Source organism: Orientia tsutsugamushi str. Boryong, from assembly GCF_000063545.1.
GTDB classification, from domain to species: Bacteria; Pseudomonadota; Alphaproteobacteria; order Rickettsiales; family Rickettsiaceae; genus Orientia; species Orientia tsutsugamushi_C.
This window is the reverse complement of sequence record NC_009488.1, coordinates 1,516,874-1,532,937: the sequence shown is the minus strand read 5'-3', so window position 1 is coordinate 1,532,937 and position 16,064 is coordinate 1,516,874. Positions and strand designations below refer to the sequence as shown.

The following is a 16,064-nucleotide window of genomic DNA, read 5'->3' as shown; positions in this document are numbered from 1 at the left end:
AGTGAACCACTTATTATTAAATAAATTAACTAGCTACTTAAATTTATATATTTATTCAGGAATATATTACTGCACTGAATCAGTTAAATGTTTTTTATTAGTTAAAATAATATAATTAAACTCTTCTTCGCTCAGACAATTATTTGGCACTAAAGTGTTAAACTCGCTAAATGTAAGTTCTTCAAGATCTTCTAAATTCTTAATACCATTCTCTGCAAGAGTTATAAAAGATTCTAATGGAATCTCTAAAGTTTCTAATAACTCTTGCTCTACTCCTAGCTCCTCTAGTTTTGTAAGAATAAGTTTATTTTGATTATTAACATAATCTATTGCTTTTTGTTGCAATTCAAGAACTAACTCAGAATTAAGTCTATCAATACTAGTTAGAACATTAAGATCAGCATGAGCTATTTGCTCGATCGAAATGAGTCCCTCAGCTACTAATAATTGAGCTAACATTTCATCAATTCCTAAATTTTTTGTGAATAAATCCGTAGCAGAAGTGAATTCATCTGTTCTACGTGATGATTCTTGCTCTTCAGTAATAATATCAATATTCCAACCTAAAAGTTTAGATACAAGTCTAACATTTTGCCCGCGTCTGCCAATAGAAATGCTAAGCTGATTAGCAGATACTATCAACTCAATTAAATGTCTAGACTCATCAATGATGACTTTTGTTATTTGTACTGGCGACATAGCATTAATAGCAAAGCCTGCAATATCTTGGTTCCACTTTATAACATTAATTCTTTCTCCAGAAAGTTCATTAGAAATATTTTTAATTCTGTTGCCTCTCATCCCTATACATGATCCAACAGCATCAATGGATGAATCAGGTGAAAACACTGCAACTTTAGCTCTTGATCCTGGATCTCTTGCTACTGCTTTAATACTAATTGTACCTTCATAAATTTCTGGAACCTCCATTTCTAATAGCTTAACCAACATTTGATTATCTGTTCTAGACAAAAACATTAGAGGGCCTTTTAGCTCTTCATTTACTCTTTGTACATATGCTTTAATTCTATCGTTCTTTTTATAAGCTTCGCTTTTTATTAATTGATCTCTTGGAATAATAACTTCTACTCCACCAAACTCTCCTATTATATTACCTGCATCAATTCTGGAAACTATTACAGTAATTATTTCTCCAACTCTATCTTTAACTTCTAAATATTGCTTTCTTCTCTCTATTTCTGCAATCTTTTGAGCAATAAAGTATCTAGCAGTTTGAGCAGAAACTCTACCAAGATTTATAGGAGGAAGAGTTTCAAAAATTTGTTCTCCAACCTTAATATTAGCATTAAGTTGTAAAGCATCGTTTAACGAGATTTGAGAGCACATATCTTCTGTTTCTTCAACTACATCAAGCACTCTATACAACTTACATTCACCGCTTTTTTTATTAATTTCAACCTTAATATTATGCTCAGCGCCATATTTTTTTTTACTGATCAATTGAATCATTTCCTCTACAATTGATATTAAAGCATCTTGTGAAATATCCTTATCTCTAGCAATATAATTAACAACTCTTAACACTTCAGCATTGATAGGATTAACCATATTATATCTCCTGAGCTAATAATTTTTGGTGATTTGTCTAAACATTTCATCTGTAAAAACTATCTTTGCAACCTTTATATTATCATAATCTATAGCAATAGTACTATCATTTTGCAAATTTAGTGTGATTTCTTGTCCCTTAATATTAGAAATTACACCTATATATTTTTTGTTTTCATTAATAGCTGCAACTAGCTTTACTTGTATTGTATATCCTAAAAATTTTATAAAATCTTCTAAATCCATTAGACTTCGCTCAATACCAGCAGATTCAACTTCTAAAAAGTACTTACCTGGTATTATGTTTTCAACATCTAAAACTGCTGAAATAGCTTTACTAAACACTTGACAATCTAAAACGTTAACTTTTTTTTCATCAAAACGATCAATAACTATTTTTAATATAGCTGGCTTTACAATAAAGCTTACATTTATAACCTTATATCCTAAGGTTTTTGCAGTAGGAGTAATTAGCTCTTTTATTTTATCGTTTAACATTCTTATGTAAAGTATTTGTTATTGACATACTACTCATTAGAATAGCTATTAAAATATATATGCAATTATCAACTAATATAAATTCAAAGCAATAGCTTCTGTAATATTGCCTTTAGTCTTAGTACTTTCTGAGTGATTAATTTTAATAGTAGCTTAACTTATGAACTTATCAACCGTAATTCTAATACTAATTTATTAAGAAATCAACGATAATAATTTAGTCCGTATATATTTTTAATTTAATGTATTATCCTACATATTCTACATATAAATTGTTGAACGGAAGGATTGGTTTACAAAAGTGAAAATATATAAAAGCAGAGAGATTATACCGTTTTGCAGTTGTGATCTAATTAATATAATTACATGATTAATTCTTTGCTGCGCTTAAGTAGCTTTCTCTAAGTTCATATTTATTATGAGGAATGAGTTTTTTTTATTTTATTATTTTTTATCAATTTTACGTCAAGTAAATAATTGTTTCTTGTCTTAACTTCCTGACTTCATGCAACAATGGCATATCTTTTTAGTTTGATTTTTATGCTGTTTAGTTATTATATTATTTGTTTTGATCATATTTAGAAAATAATTCGATGATGAAGAATTATAATCATAATAATGGTAATAGATCTACTTTTGGATTTCAACTTGTTGATAGTGAAAAAAAGAACCAATTAGTTGCCAACGTATTTGATTCTGTTACTCAGCATTATGATTTAATGAATAATATACTTAGTTTAGGTGTTCATTATTTTTGGAAACAAAAATTTTGTAATAGATTTTTCGATTTTAATGGTTCATTGATTGATGTTGCTTCAGGAACTGGTGATATAGCTTTAACATTTTATCGTAAAGCAAAGAAATATCATACTATTCCTAATGTTACTATTTGTGATATAAACTATAATATGTTACAAAAGTGTAGAGAGAAGGCTGTAGATAGTAACTTATTAGAAAATATACATTATATTAATTGTAATGCAGAAAATTTACCTTTTGCAGATAATAGTTTTGATAATTTTTCAATTGCTTTTGGAATTCGTAATGTTACCAACATTGAAGCTTCATTACAAGAAGCTTACCGAGTTTTAAAGCCTGGTGGCCAGTTTTTATGTTTAGAGTTTTCTAAAGTAGAAAATCGATGTATAAGCAAACTGTATGACTTATATTCATTTAACTTAATACCTTTAATAGGTAAAATAGTTGCAAATAATCAACAAGCCTATCAATACTTAGTCGAAAGTATTAGAACATTTCCTGATCAACAAGATTTTTGTCAAATAATTAATAGCGTAGGATTTCAGAACGTTAAGTTTTGCAATTTAACTTTTGGCATTGTTGCAATACACTCAGCTTTCAAATTATGATTAACTTTATTAAGAATGTAATAGCATTAATAGGAGTTTTGGCAATAGTTAGTAAATACAAAATATTGCAAAATATTGATTGTACTAACTTATCTTTTTTATTCAGAAGTATCATTAAACTAATTAACTTTCTTTTTTATCCAATTTGTTTGGTATATAGAAATAATCAGCAATATAGTGATAGATTAACAAACTGCTTAAAAGAACTTGGCCCCGCATATATTAAGTTAGGGCAAACATTATCTACTAGACCTGACTTAATTGGTAGCAACATGGCTGATTCATTAAAGATATTACAGGATAAATTGCCTCCGTTTTCAACTCAAGAAGCAAAAAAAATTATTACAGCTTGCCTTAAAATGGAAATAGATCAAGTATTTTCTTTTTTTCCAAAAGAAGTAGTAGTTGCAGCATCTATTGCTCAAGTATATAAAGCCCAGCTAGTCACTGGAGAAGAAGTGGCAGTAAAGGTGCTAAGACCTAATGTACAAGCTGAATATCTTGAAAACATAGAAACATTACATTTCATTGCCAAGATTTTATTAAAGTTTTTGCCTAAAGTTAAGAGGCTGAAATTAGTAGAGGTAATAGATATATTACGAAACTCTATGGTCAGTGAATTGGATATGAGAATTGAAGCAGCATCATATTCTGAAATGCTAGATAATTTTATATCAGATCGCAATACTTATATACCAAAAGTGTATTGGGAATTTACTGCCGAAAAAGTTTTAACTGTTGAGTGGATTCATGGATTGCCAATTCGTGAACGGCAGCTAATAATAAATCAAGGAACATCGTTGAAAGATCTATCAGAAAAAGTTGTCTTGATGTTTTTTAATCAGGCTTACAGAGATGGATTTTTTCATGCTGATTTACATCATGGAAATGTTCTAGTTTTGCCAGACGGTAAGATAGGATTAGTAGATTTTGGTATAATAGGAAGGCTATCTGAAAAGGATAGAATTGCAGTAGCTGAGATTTTGTACGCTTTTCTGGAACGAGACTATAAGAAAGTTGCTAAAATTCATCTGCAAGCTGGCTATATACCAGAAAATACCAATTTAGACTTATTTTCCCAATATTGCAGGTCTATAGCTGAACCTATTATTGGATTATCACTGAAAAATTTATCTCTTGGTAAATTGCTTGCTCAATTGTTCATGATAACAAAGAATTTTGGCATGGAAACTCAGCCGCAATTATTACTGTTGCAAAAGACTATGATAGTAGTTGAGGGAATAAGCAGAGATCTAAATCCTGATATTAATATATGGGAATTAATGAAACCATGGATGAAAAAATGGGCAGCAAAAAATATTAGTATTGAGGCAAGATTATTTAGATCATTGTCTAGCATTTTAAAACAATTATAGTCATTTACAATGAGGTTTGAGCATAGAAAAAAGCGACAATAGCATCATAAGATTTACCAACAGGATATTTTATACACAAACTTCATTGTAAATGACTATAGTTAATTATTAACCTAAGTTCGATATAATAGATTTCTTTCAAAACTAGACAATGATGTAGAATAGTGTTATAAAGATCTGATTTGAGGTAATAATGAAATGTGATCAGATTAAAAATTAAAGGATGAAAAATTTCGTTGATTAACAGTGGTAAGGAAGGGAACATTCTCAAAGATGGTGGATATTTTTAGGCAAGCTGATTGTCTTAAGAAATCAAAATGTGTGTGTAAAAATAGCTCAATTTGGATGAACAGTTGCTGATGGTCTTAGAATACCTTAGAGAATACCGCACTTATTTCCATATAGGTCAGAACTATGGGATTAGTGAAAGTTGAGCATATAAAGCTGTAAAATGGGTAGAAGATGCCCTAGTTAAACACCCAAACTTTGCTCTTCCAGGTCGTAAAGCTCTAATGAATAGCGATATGAATTATGAAGTAGTCTTGATTGATGCTACTGAGAGTCCAATAGAAAGACCCAAAAAAACAAAAATTCTATTATTCAGGAAAGAAGAAAAGGCATACACTAAAGACTCAAATAGTGGTAGACAAGAAAACACACCAAGTAATATGTACAGATTTTTCTAACGGTAAAAAACATGACTTTAGATTATTTAAGGAATCCAAAATTCTTATCCATCCTAAGATTAAAGCGATTACTGATACAGGATATCAAGGTATACAAAAAATTCACAATAATTCTGCATTACCAAAGAAAAAAAGCAAGAAAAATCCTTTAACTAAAAATGATAAAAAGAATAATCGTAGGTTAGCAGGAGAAAGAGTTGTCAATGAAAATGTTATTGGTATGCTAAAACGGTTCAAAATTATTGCTGACAAATATCGAAATAGACGTAAAAGATTCGGTCTTAGATTTAATTTGATCTCTGGCATTTATAATTTTGAACTACCTTAACCAGTTTCGAAAGAGGTCTAATGAAGATACAATCTTAGCAGCATTACAAGCTTTGTTTCAGCAGGAAGTTAATTCAGAAGAAGAAGTTAACAAGTGTTTGTTGCAAGAAAAAGTCGAGTGCCAATCTGGTGATGAAGATGATATCTTAGAAGCATTACCAAGACTTTTTCAAGCAGAATCTCAAAATGAGATAGAGGCAGACTTAAATACTACACATTGGCATATTGATGATCAAAGAATAATATCATCTAATAATACTACATCCATAGCCAATAGCTCATCTTTTATAAACTCAGATGGATTATTTGCAATTATTGATGAAAAGATATCACGGCAGCTTGACACTGTTACAAAGCAACAATGTCAGGCAGCATTAGAAAAAGGTATAATACATAGACAAAAAAAATGCAGTGGAATAAAAATTTTACACGTTAAAGATAATAAGGTAATAGAATTAAAACTTATTAGCAGGGATTTGCGCCTTATTGCTACTACTCTTTACATAAATCCAGAGAATAAAATTCTAATAATATTTAACAAATTAGCTACTCATTCTACTCTTCAAAAAAATATAGTCAAAAGTAAGTATATTACTAAAAACTCTACATGCCCTGTCAATTGCACTGAAGTAGATAAATTTAAAATAGAAAAATCGTTCATACCACCAGAGGAAAGCGCTGCTACTGCACAATCATGTTCATTAAGCGAACAAATTCATGCAAAAGTTGAAACCAAGTGCATGATTGATGAATTTACAACATTAGATATAACTGATACAAGCGATTTAGCAGAAAGTCATTGTGAAAATAATGAAGACAGAGAAATACTAGGTAGCAGCAAAGATGAAGGCTTTTCGTTATCTGGAAGAAGCTTATTATAACGCAAGTTTGATATAAAAAATAGAGCATAAAGTAGATGGATTAAGCATTACAGCAATGTTAAAATAACTAATTATGTTTAAGTATTCCTTACACAAAAACAATGTTAGGAATATTTAATTCCTGAATTAACACAAATTCTATATAATGAATATGCTATATTATACACGAGTTCGATATAAGAAGATATGATAGATATAGTTGGTGCGTCAAGAAAAGGTGAATTAATCTTACTGGTGAAAGTCCAGTTATGGAAGGAGAAGCTAGATCCACCATATAGCGAGTCTTGTGCTGCTGAAGGTAACGACAGTAGTAAAGCGTAGACAGTGAAACATTCGAGCCGAAACCAAATGGTGAACGTGATAGCCCTGAAAGTGAGATGTAGTGGAAGCCGATATGTTCTAGCACATAGTAGGCAAAAGAAGATTGGAGGTCAAACTAGTAAAAATCCAAAAATTTTCAACCACCGGGGTCGCAGGCGTCAGCGAGTTTGTAAAGATTAATGACACAACTTGAGAAGTCCTTATAACTCTTACGTAATTAAGTAAGTATTCAAAGTACAAGTGGTGAAACATAAGGCTTTGGAGATGGTGTAAGGATGGCTGAGTTAGCCATAGTAGTGATGAAACCTAGTAATGTGGGTGGAGCAAAGGGTTAGCAGAAAAGTAAGAATGCAAGAGGGAAACAATGGCTGTACACAGCATAGACAGAAATACATGGTTAACGAAACTTGAGCGTATAAAGTTGCTATCATCGAAAAATCAAGACATAAAGTTTAATAATCTTGGACATATCATTGATTTAAAGATGTTAGAAGAACAATATAAGGAACTCGATAGCAAGAAAGCGATAGGAATAGATGGTATAACCAAAGCTGATTATGGTAAGAAGTTGAAAGCAAATCTGCTCTCGCTTCTTACTAGAATTCGCAAATGGCAATATCAAGCTAAACCTGCACGAATAACAGAAATTCCAAAAGAAGATGGAGGCAAAAGACCTTTGATAATATCATGTTTTGAAGATAAGATAATCGAGTCTACAGTAAGCAAGATATTAAACTCTGTGTTTGAGCCAATATTCTTAAAGTATTCATATGGATTTCGACCTAAATTAAATGCACACGACGCTTTAAGGGAGTTAAATAGACTTACGTATAACTTCAATAAAGGGGCTATAGTAGAGATTGATATAACAAAGTGTTTCAATACAATCAAGCATTGTGAGTTGATGGAATTTCTAAGACTAGTTATGAAACTGATTGAAACACCAATCATAGAAAATGGTACTATAGTTACTAACAAAGAAGGTTGTCGTCAAGGATCAATAGTTTCACCAATTCTGGCAAATGTCTTTCTGCATTATGTTATAGATAGCTGGTTTGCAAAAATCAGCAAAGAAAACTTAATGGGACAAACAGGAATGGTGAGGTACTGCGACGATATGGTATTTGTCTTTGAAAAGGAAACAGATGCGAAAAGGTTTTATGATGTTTTGCCTAAAAGGTTAAATAAGTATGGGCTAAATATCAATGAAGCTAAATCACAAATGATTAAATCTGGTAGAGACCATGCTGCAAATTTAGCCAAACAAGACAAGAAGATCGCAAGTTATAATTTTCTTGGATTTACTTGCTATTGGGGCAAATCAAGATTTGGCACAACATGGAGACTAAAATATACCTCAAGGAGAGATCGTTTTACTGAGAAACTGAAAGGACTGAGAAAATATTTGCGTAGTCAGTCAGCTAAACAAGCAAGATAAAACACAAACATTATCACAAGTCATTAGAGTTATTAGGTGAATGGATCAACTATCATGGTATATCGGATAACAAAAGACGAGTAAGTTCATTTATCAACCAAAGTAAACGGGCAATATATAACTGGTTTAATAGAATGGGAGGAAAACGTAAGATGAATTGGAAAAGACTAACCGAGATACTTAAAAAAGTAAATTTTCCTAAAATTGGAAAGATTGTCTCAATGTTCTAGAAAACAAATAAGGCATAATGCTTATCTTATTTTTGAGAGCCGGATGCGGTAATTCTGCAAAGTCCGGTTCTGAGGAGGGGCCTAATTGAGCGATTGGTTAGGTCTACTCATATAGATTTAATTTGATCTCTGGCATTTATAATTTTGATCTACCTTAACCAGTTTCGAACGAGGTCTATTCAACGGTAATAAATCTAAAAGTTACATGAGTATACCCTTTTGATTATTGCTATCATTTTTAGATTTGGATATTGAGTATGTGCTGTGAGTATTTGACTTGTAATTTGTGCTAGATTTTAACAAAACTTTTTTAAATCCTGAGCTATTTGAAATGTCTTTTTTTAGCTGTTGTATTATATTTAAACTTTCAGGAGTGATTCTATCCATAAAATATTTTGCTTTACTAGGCAAAGATAGTATATTGCAAAATGTTGCTAGTTTATAACGCATTTTATCAACCATTGATATAGATTCTATATTTAATTTTATAAATGCAGTAGTATTTTTAATGTGTTTTTTATAGTCTAAGCATTCTTGTATATCCTTAACTTCTTGTTGAGTTAAATATTGTTTTTGTTCAAAGGTGGTTAACACTGAGTCATAAAACTGCTTTACCTCTTTTAAGGTTAATTTTTTCATTGGGGTATCTTGCAATCTTTGGACTAAAGGAAATAACTCATCTTCAATACCTTTTAGAACTTTTTCTACTTTAATAACATTTTCTACAGCATGATACTTATTTGAAATAGCCCATTCTAAAGCACTTTTCCCTTCAATTTTGATATTATGAAAGGATGCATATATAACTGGCTCTTTAATATCAGAAATAGCAAAATCCTTTAACCATCTACCATTTTTAAATTCAGGTGATACATTACTAAATTTACTTATTATGTCAGTTGTTTGTGCTATTCTTCTCATATTCTGAAGATTTTCTTTTACATTATCTTTGTAAAATGCTGTAAAATCTTGATAATTATTAATGGTAGTATGCATAAACGTTTTATCATCAAACCTAACCTTAGCCATTAATCCTTTTGGATTAAATCCAACTTTTTGTAGCTCAGACGTTTTTTTTTCTACTACAGTATCTATTTGGTATTCATCAAGTTGGGCAAGCATTTGGTTTAATGCAGCGTTATATTTTTCAATACTAAACGATAGGTTGCCTGCTTCAATCGCTGAATTGTAACCTATTTGATTGTGGTTAAAAATGTTATACGTTGACTTAACCATACTTTCAAAATCTTTATGAAACTGCATCATAGATCTACCGTGATCTATTTTAACAACAGTTTTACCATCTTGTACCATTAAATTTCCTGGATGATAATCAGCTTCACCTAAAATATGACAAGATGCAATTATTTTCTCAAATCCTTCTAATCCTTGTAGGTTTTTTGCATCTGCTTTAATATGAATAGAATTTTTTGATCCAGAAAATTCTGAAAGTGGTACTGCATTCTCAAAAAATTTAGATCTTATATACAGCAAATCTGAATTAACTTCATCTGGTGTTACTAATTCTTCTTTTGGAGCACGTCCATATAATAATAACTTGTACATAGAAGAAGTTAGCAATTCTTGTACAGCATCTCTTACATCATTCTGAGCTTTTTGCCTCTCTGCTGGATCCATTATAGCTAAAACACTATCATTGTTTTTATAAAATTTTTTAAGAAGAAAAGTATTATTACTTAACTTTTCATTAGCAACATATCCTGCAGAGACACCATCTTGCTTATCTCCTGTTTGAAAAAATTCACTCTGTTTAGAAACATTTTTATCACGCAGCAGTTCCTCAATACTACTATTGTTAAAATTTGGTGCTTGTTGAATGCTTAATTCTTTTTCACGTTCTATTTTAAATTTTGTAGTTAGTCTATCTAAAAGTGGTAACTCAATAATATTTCTTAACTCTTTATACTCATCTTCTGCAAACGTATCTTTTAGTACTTTCAATACTTTGTGTAAATCATGATCATTTAAATTAGAAAAACATTTTTGGTATTCTTCTAGACTAGATGTAGAAAAACTTTTAGAAATACTATTTAATGTTTTAGCAAGACTTTGACTTAAAGATAAAATAGTTTCATCTGTAGTTTTTGATAGCCCTACCAGAGCTAAAGATTCAAAAAGTTGCTTAGCTAATATACTTTCTGTAATTTCTTTCTTGTACATCAGAACCTTCATGAATAGAATAACCTTAATTATTAATAATACATGTGTATAAAAAAGTTACAAGCTTAAGTTGAATATAGAGCAGCCATTAGTATTTTTTCTAAACTGATTTTAGAAGCTCAAAGTTTTATAACACCAGATTAGGATAAGTTGAGTGAAGAAAAAAAAGATGGAATAAGATAGGGATTAAGTTTGGAGATAGAATAACTAGCAAGAGAAGAAGTTATATGAACAAAGAACTTAAGATGAAAGCAACGTCTAGCATGATCTAAATGCATATGTTTTTTTAGTACATTAGACCTCTTTCGAAACTGGTTAAGGTAGTTCAAAATTATTGCTGATAAACATCAAAATAGACGTAAAAGATTCGGTCTTAGATTTAATTTGATCTCTGGCATCTATAATTTTGAACTACCTTAACCAGTTTCGAAAGAGGTCTATTAATAAAATTTGTTAACTACAACCAGTAAAGCTAACTTCATCATCACCATCATCTGAATTCTCTAGAGAACTCTCACAGAGTATATCGTCTATATTCATATCACTGGTTTCTTTTTCAGATATCATACCTGATGTATGTGTGTATAAATATGTATCATCTCTTGATTCTGTATTGCATTTATTGCTTTTAGATGGAGTATTATCATATAATGCTTGCCTTATTATATATGCAGCCAAATTTCTTGCAGCAGCGAACTGATCATCAAACTTAATCTCAATGTTATCATCAACATTGCCTATATCTAATAACATGTCATACACCTTCTTATCACCACATGAAAGCCATCGTATATAATCGCATAGCTTTTGAGTTCCAAAAATATTCACAAATGTTTTCTGATCATCCATATTCCTATTCTTTAGTATACCTACGATTTCACTATTATCTGTTCTCGTAAATACGAATGGTTTATTACTCTCATCTTTAAAGCACAGCAACTTACTAAATGTTTCTTCACTTACATTTTTACAGTTAATTAACACATCAATCATTTTTTTTCTTAGGTTCTCAGCTAATTCTGTAGTTTTTTCAACTTTAATAGATCCAGCAACTTTAAAAGTATTGGTTAGGCGTAATATATTTTCAAATAATTCTACATTTTCTTCAATTTTACGATGTACTATCTCATCAAAATCATTGCTCATTAATGCATGAAATATTAATTTAGCCAATACCTCACTTTTTGTAAAAAATACTTTACAGTCTGTACTACACAATAATATTAGCTGAGTTAAATCATCTGCATTTGATTCCTGTATTATGTATTTCTTATCTTTTGCACAATCTTCTATTTTTTCTTGAATTTTTCTTAAATACGAATCAATTATACTTGAACTTTCCTTAACTGCTTGAGATGCTTCAGAAAAAATAGTTCTATCATTCAGCATTTTCGGATTTATTAGCTTATTATATACTTCATCATCTGCAATATCGTGTCCTTTAATTTCACGTAATATATCAAACATCAGCTCAATCAAATCATATCTTTGTGCCAATGGAATCATTTTTTGTGAGTCATGCCTTAATGCTTCCCATATAATATCAACAGGCTGGTAATTTTTCTGCTCTTTTATATATTTCAACACAATTGAAAAAACCGTGTTTTCATGATCAAGCTTTTCGTTTATTAACTTATCAATCAAGTCAATTACATTTGATTTAGCAACAGAAATCATTGCAAGAATACATTCCATCATTTCAGAACTATCTTTTCTATCTTTAATACTATCTGTTATGCATTTTAATGTTACAGAAAGAAAAGTTTCATGATATTCAGTTCTATGAGTTAGAATCATATAACATGACTCATGTTTACCAGCATTTTCCAATTGCTTACAGATAAAAGTTATAGGCCAGAGTTTTTTTACAGTTTTTAAATATTCTAATATCACAGTACCGATTGTACAATAATTATTATTATTAGAAGGAAATTGATGATTCATAGCTTGAACAACAAAGCGGATATATGGTCCTTTAATAGCGTATGTGCATAATAGCTGAGCAGCTAATCCAGCTGTATACTGAGGATTATGTACTATAATTGTTACTGCCATATCATCAATTGACATCTTACCGTCAAGTTTTTCTTCCATAAACTTTTTAAACAACTCATTTGGTGCTTTAAGAGTGTATGCATACAATGCGTATATAATTAATGTAACAATATTATCATTATCACATCTTTGATGCATATTTTGGTCTATGAATTGAAATAGAATTGAATGAATTGTATTCCTGTTTGTAGTTTGATATGTTGCAAGCTTTTTGAATAAATCATGATCTACAGCATTACATGCAAGCATCTGCACCATTAGGTGAATGTATTTTTGCTTTATTGCTTCTTCACAAAAAATTGAAAAAGCGTCTTTATTAGCAGGTGAAGGGATGCAACTAATCAATTCTCTAGCATATCCTTCTTCAAACTGATCAACTATCCCTTCAAAAACATCTTCTACAACTAGCACATTAGTCAATATCGCAAGCAAACTTTTACACATATTTCTATACTTTGTTAAAACGCGTTTTGGATGTTCAGCTGCTAAAACCTTATTGCTTGCACATCTCGCCAGTTCTTTCATTGTACTTCTTATAAAGTTCAAATCAAAAAAGAGTTTATTACGCTCAATTTTTTCAGGATTTTCTAGTAAATCATCATCTTCCCAATCATCATCTTCCCAATCATCATCTGTAGAATCTTTCCAATTCTTGTCATCGTCAACTAGGACTTTTATATATGGTATCTCATCATCATCGCTAGTACATTTCCTAAGCATCTCAGTCTCTAACAGTACAGCAGGACTAACTGCTTCCATCTTACGCAATTCATCTTTACCTATGGTTTCTAACAATGCTGCTGTAGTGACACTTGTTATGGAAATAGTACATTGCATTGCGATCGTCTGAACTTTAACAACTTGGCATATAGAGTTTAACAATACCTCCTTGTTGCTTTGATTGCCTGTATTACTAACCTTATTCATTCTAGCTAATGGAATATGTAATTGCATTATTGTCTGAACTCTAGGCTGATCTATAATCCTTAATAGTACAGTTTCATTTTCATCGCTTATGGTTGCTACATTAATACCATGCTTTATGGTATTTTGTCTAAAAGTAGTACTCTTCTTATTAGTCAATATTCCATTTTCAACACCTTTATGATTTTGGTTTTTTATCTGTCTCACTATTTTCAAATTGTAATCACTATTCATGCTTACTAAGCCCATATTTGCAAAAGAATAAATAGTATTGTTAATAGGCACTTCAAAAGTCTCCATTTTAACTCTTGCTACACTACAATCAGCAATAATATTATTGCTAGGCTTGATGTGTTCTCTAAAATAAATATCCTTGTTCCTAAATATAACAAACTGCTGATTTTCTGCATTACATTGTACAAATTGCATTAACAAATCAAAACGTATATTAACACCATTATAATTAGCACTACGAACATCTAAATGTAATTCTTTAGCAAAAAATACACCTATTGAATCAATAGAATAAAGCAATGTCATACTTATAAGTTTATCAGTAGATAATATTCTTACTCTCAGAATAAGATTATGTGATGCATTACTAAATTCATATAGTTTCTGCATTATATTGTGTATTCTCCTTTCCTTGATAAAATTACTTTTATACCTCCAGTGAGCAGCAGTACCAGATTGAGCAACTCTATGCATTTCACTAGTACGTATCTGCACTTCTATCTTCTGATTTGCTGGACCAAGAATTATCGTATGCAAAGACTGATAGCCATTTTCTTTTGGAATTTTGATAAAATCTTGAATCTTATTAGGTAAAAACATATAGCTGTTATGTATAAGATTTAACACTTTATAACAGAGTGCTAATGCGCCATTAGTAGAATCTATAATAATTCTAAGAGCGATAATGTCATCTAATTGATTGAATTTAATATTCTTATTTTCCATTTTTTGCTGAATAGAATAAAAAGATTTAATTCTAGCTGATACTTCTGCACTAATTCCAGCATGCTGTAAATTATCGTTAATCTTATTAACTACGTTGTAAATTAAAGGCGTTACATTTTTTATAATATTTAGGTAGTCTGTAACAGTTTGTTCTGTAGCATTGAGTGGTAAATTGCTCAAGAGAAATTGATGCACTGTTGCATGTATATCATCTATTTCAAGTTCAGCTATCAGTGGCAAATAAGATTCTACTATCTCTAGTACAATAAATTGGATTTGCTCCTCAGTTAACGGAACACGATTAAATATGCTTATATAGTGTAATAAATAGGCTAATCGAACAAGTACTACTTCTGTTTTCTCTTCTTTGCCTATTTCTAATAATATAATTTTTATTTTATTTAGATCATATTGATTTAGTTTATCATCTACACAGTTATTAAACGGCAATTTAAGAACATTGCTAACTCGCTTAACTACTTCTGCACCAAAACCATCTTCAATATTTTTTAAACTAAACTGAACAGTTTCTATGTTAGATATATTCACGGTAGTGTAAAGCATAGATGTAATTAATGCATTGTAGTTTGGATATATAGCTACAATCATTTGCCCTATCTCTAATGGATAAAGCTCATAATACATACAATGTTTAACAGCAAAATCTATAGTTTTTTGCATAACGATATATATATCTAAGCTATAATTGCATTAGGTTTGCAATAATAACCTTGTATATATTTTATCATACATAGCATATAAAACCCTCCACCTCTAATATAAACCCATCGTAAATAAACTATATAAAATTATAGTACAATACTTTTTTATGAAAAGCACTGAGATTTAGTATCATTGTCAAATTATCATTATATTAAAACAATTAAATTGCTAAATTTAGTAGTTTGATGTATAAGTTACACTAATAAAATTATCTATAACTATGTCATGTTATTTCAGGATAGAAGTTATAGAACTAAAATAATTGATTATAAAGCACTAACAAGTTTAAGTATATCCATCACTATTATCTAAATTGTATTAGCAAAGTACTGTTTTATATATGGTGATTGTTATGATTTATAATAAAAGTATTTAATTAATTTTCTCATGTTCAGTAAAACGATTTTAGAATTTTTTATGAGGCAATATTTAAAGATATCTGAATAACTTTATTTAGATAATAATTCTGTAGATATAAATAAAATTAAAATTATGTTTATAAGGTTTATTCTATATTTAATTTATTAT

9 protein-coding genes and 2 pseudogenes are annotated in these 16,064 nt (G+C 30.0%); 7 read left to right on the top strand and 4 right to left on the bottom strand.

The window, feature by feature from the left end; all coding sequences use genetic code 11:
- Positions 1–66: 66 nt before the first annotated feature.
- The gene (gene nusA / locus OTBS_RS07250) at positions 67–1,569 is read right to left on the bottom strand and encodes a transcription termination factor NusA (RefSeq protein ID WP_011944945.1); all 1,503 of its coding nucleotides are present in this window, start codon (positions 1,567–1,569) and stop codon (positions 67–69) included.
- Between the two features lie 15 nt (positions 1,570–1,584).
- Complete coding sequence (gene rimP / locus OTBS_RS07245; RefSeq protein ID WP_011944944.1) at positions 1,585–2,067, bottom strand: ribosome maturation factor RimP; 483 nt, start codon at positions 2,065–2,067, stop codon at positions 1,585–1,587.
- A gap of 593 nt (positions 2,068–2,660) precedes the next feature.
- Here rimP and ubiE point away from each other — a divergent pair.
- The 6 genes and pseudogenes from ubiE to OTBS_RS07220 all read left to right on the top strand — a co-directional run bounded on the left by ubiE (position 2,661) and on the right by OTBS_RS07220 (position 8,463).
- On the top strand, positions 2,661–3,434 hold the full coding sequence (ubiE, locus tag OTBS_RS07240; protein ID WP_011944943.1) for a bifunctional demethylmenaquinone methyltransferase/2-methoxy-6-polyprenyl-1,4-benzoquinol methylase UbiE: 774 nt from the start codon (positions 2,661–2,663) through the stop codon (positions 3,432–3,434).
- A complete protein-coding gene (gene ubiB / locus OTBS_RS07235; protein ID WP_011944941.1) occupies positions 3,431–4,810 on the top strand; it encodes a 2-polyprenylphenol 6-hydroxylase in 1,380 nt (459 codons plus the stop codon). The genes ubiE and ubiB overlap by 4 nt, the downstream gene beginning before the upstream one ends.
- Before the next feature lie 193 nt (positions 4,811–5,003).
- A pseudogene (locus OTBS_RS12875) lies at positions 5,004–5,824 on the top strand (IS5 family transposase).
- Entirely contained in the window at positions 5,811–6,704 is an 894-nt protein-coding gene (locus OTBS_RS07225) for a hypothetical protein (protein WP_011944940.1), read from the top strand. The pseudogene OTBS_RS12875 and the gene OTBS_RS07225 overlap by 14 nt, the downstream one beginning before the upstream one ends.
- A gap of 186 nt (positions 6,705–6,890) precedes the next feature.
- On the top strand, positions 6,891–7,025 hold the full coding sequence (locus tag OTBS_RS17700; RefSeq protein ID WP_269763911.1) for a hypothetical protein: 135 nt from the start codon (positions 6,891–6,893) through the stop codon (positions 7,023–7,025).
- A 364-nt stretch (positions 7,026–7,389) separates the two neighbouring features.
- Positions 7,390–8,463 (top strand): reverse transcriptase domain-containing protein, encoded by a 1,074-nt coding sequence (locus tag OTBS_RS07220; protein WP_232488970.1) that lies wholly within the window; start codon positions 7,390–7,392, stop codon positions 8,461–8,463.
- Positions 8,464–8,894: 431 nt separating this feature from the next.
- Here OTBS_RS07220 and OTBS_RS07215 read toward each other — a convergent pair whose 3' ends face one another.
- Positions 8,895–10,886 carry a hypothetical protein gene (locus OTBS_RS07215; RefSeq protein WP_011944939.1) on the bottom strand — a complete coding sequence of 664 codons (1,992 nt, stop codon included), beginning with the start codon at positions 10,884–10,886 and terminating at the stop codon, positions 8,895–8,897.
- A gap of 312 nt (positions 10,887–11,198) precedes the next feature.
- Here OTBS_RS07215 and OTBS_RS14485 point away from each other — a divergent pair.
- Positions 11,199–11,294: pseudogene (locus tag OTBS_RS14485) on the top strand (IS5/IS1182 family transposase); the annotation flags it as partial.
- Positions 11,295–11,327: 33 nt separating this feature from the next.
- On the opposite strand, the gene OTBS_RS07210 reads toward OTBS_RS14485, so the two are convergent.
- On the bottom strand, positions 11,328–15,494 hold the full coding sequence (locus OTBS_RS07210; protein ID WP_011944938.1) for a bifunctional (p)ppGpp synthetase/guanosine-3',5'-bis(diphosphate) 3'-pyrophosphohydrolase: 4,167 nt from the start codon (positions 15,492–15,494) through the stop codon (positions 11,328–11,330).
- Between the last annotated feature and the right edge of the window lie 570 nt (positions 15,495–16,064).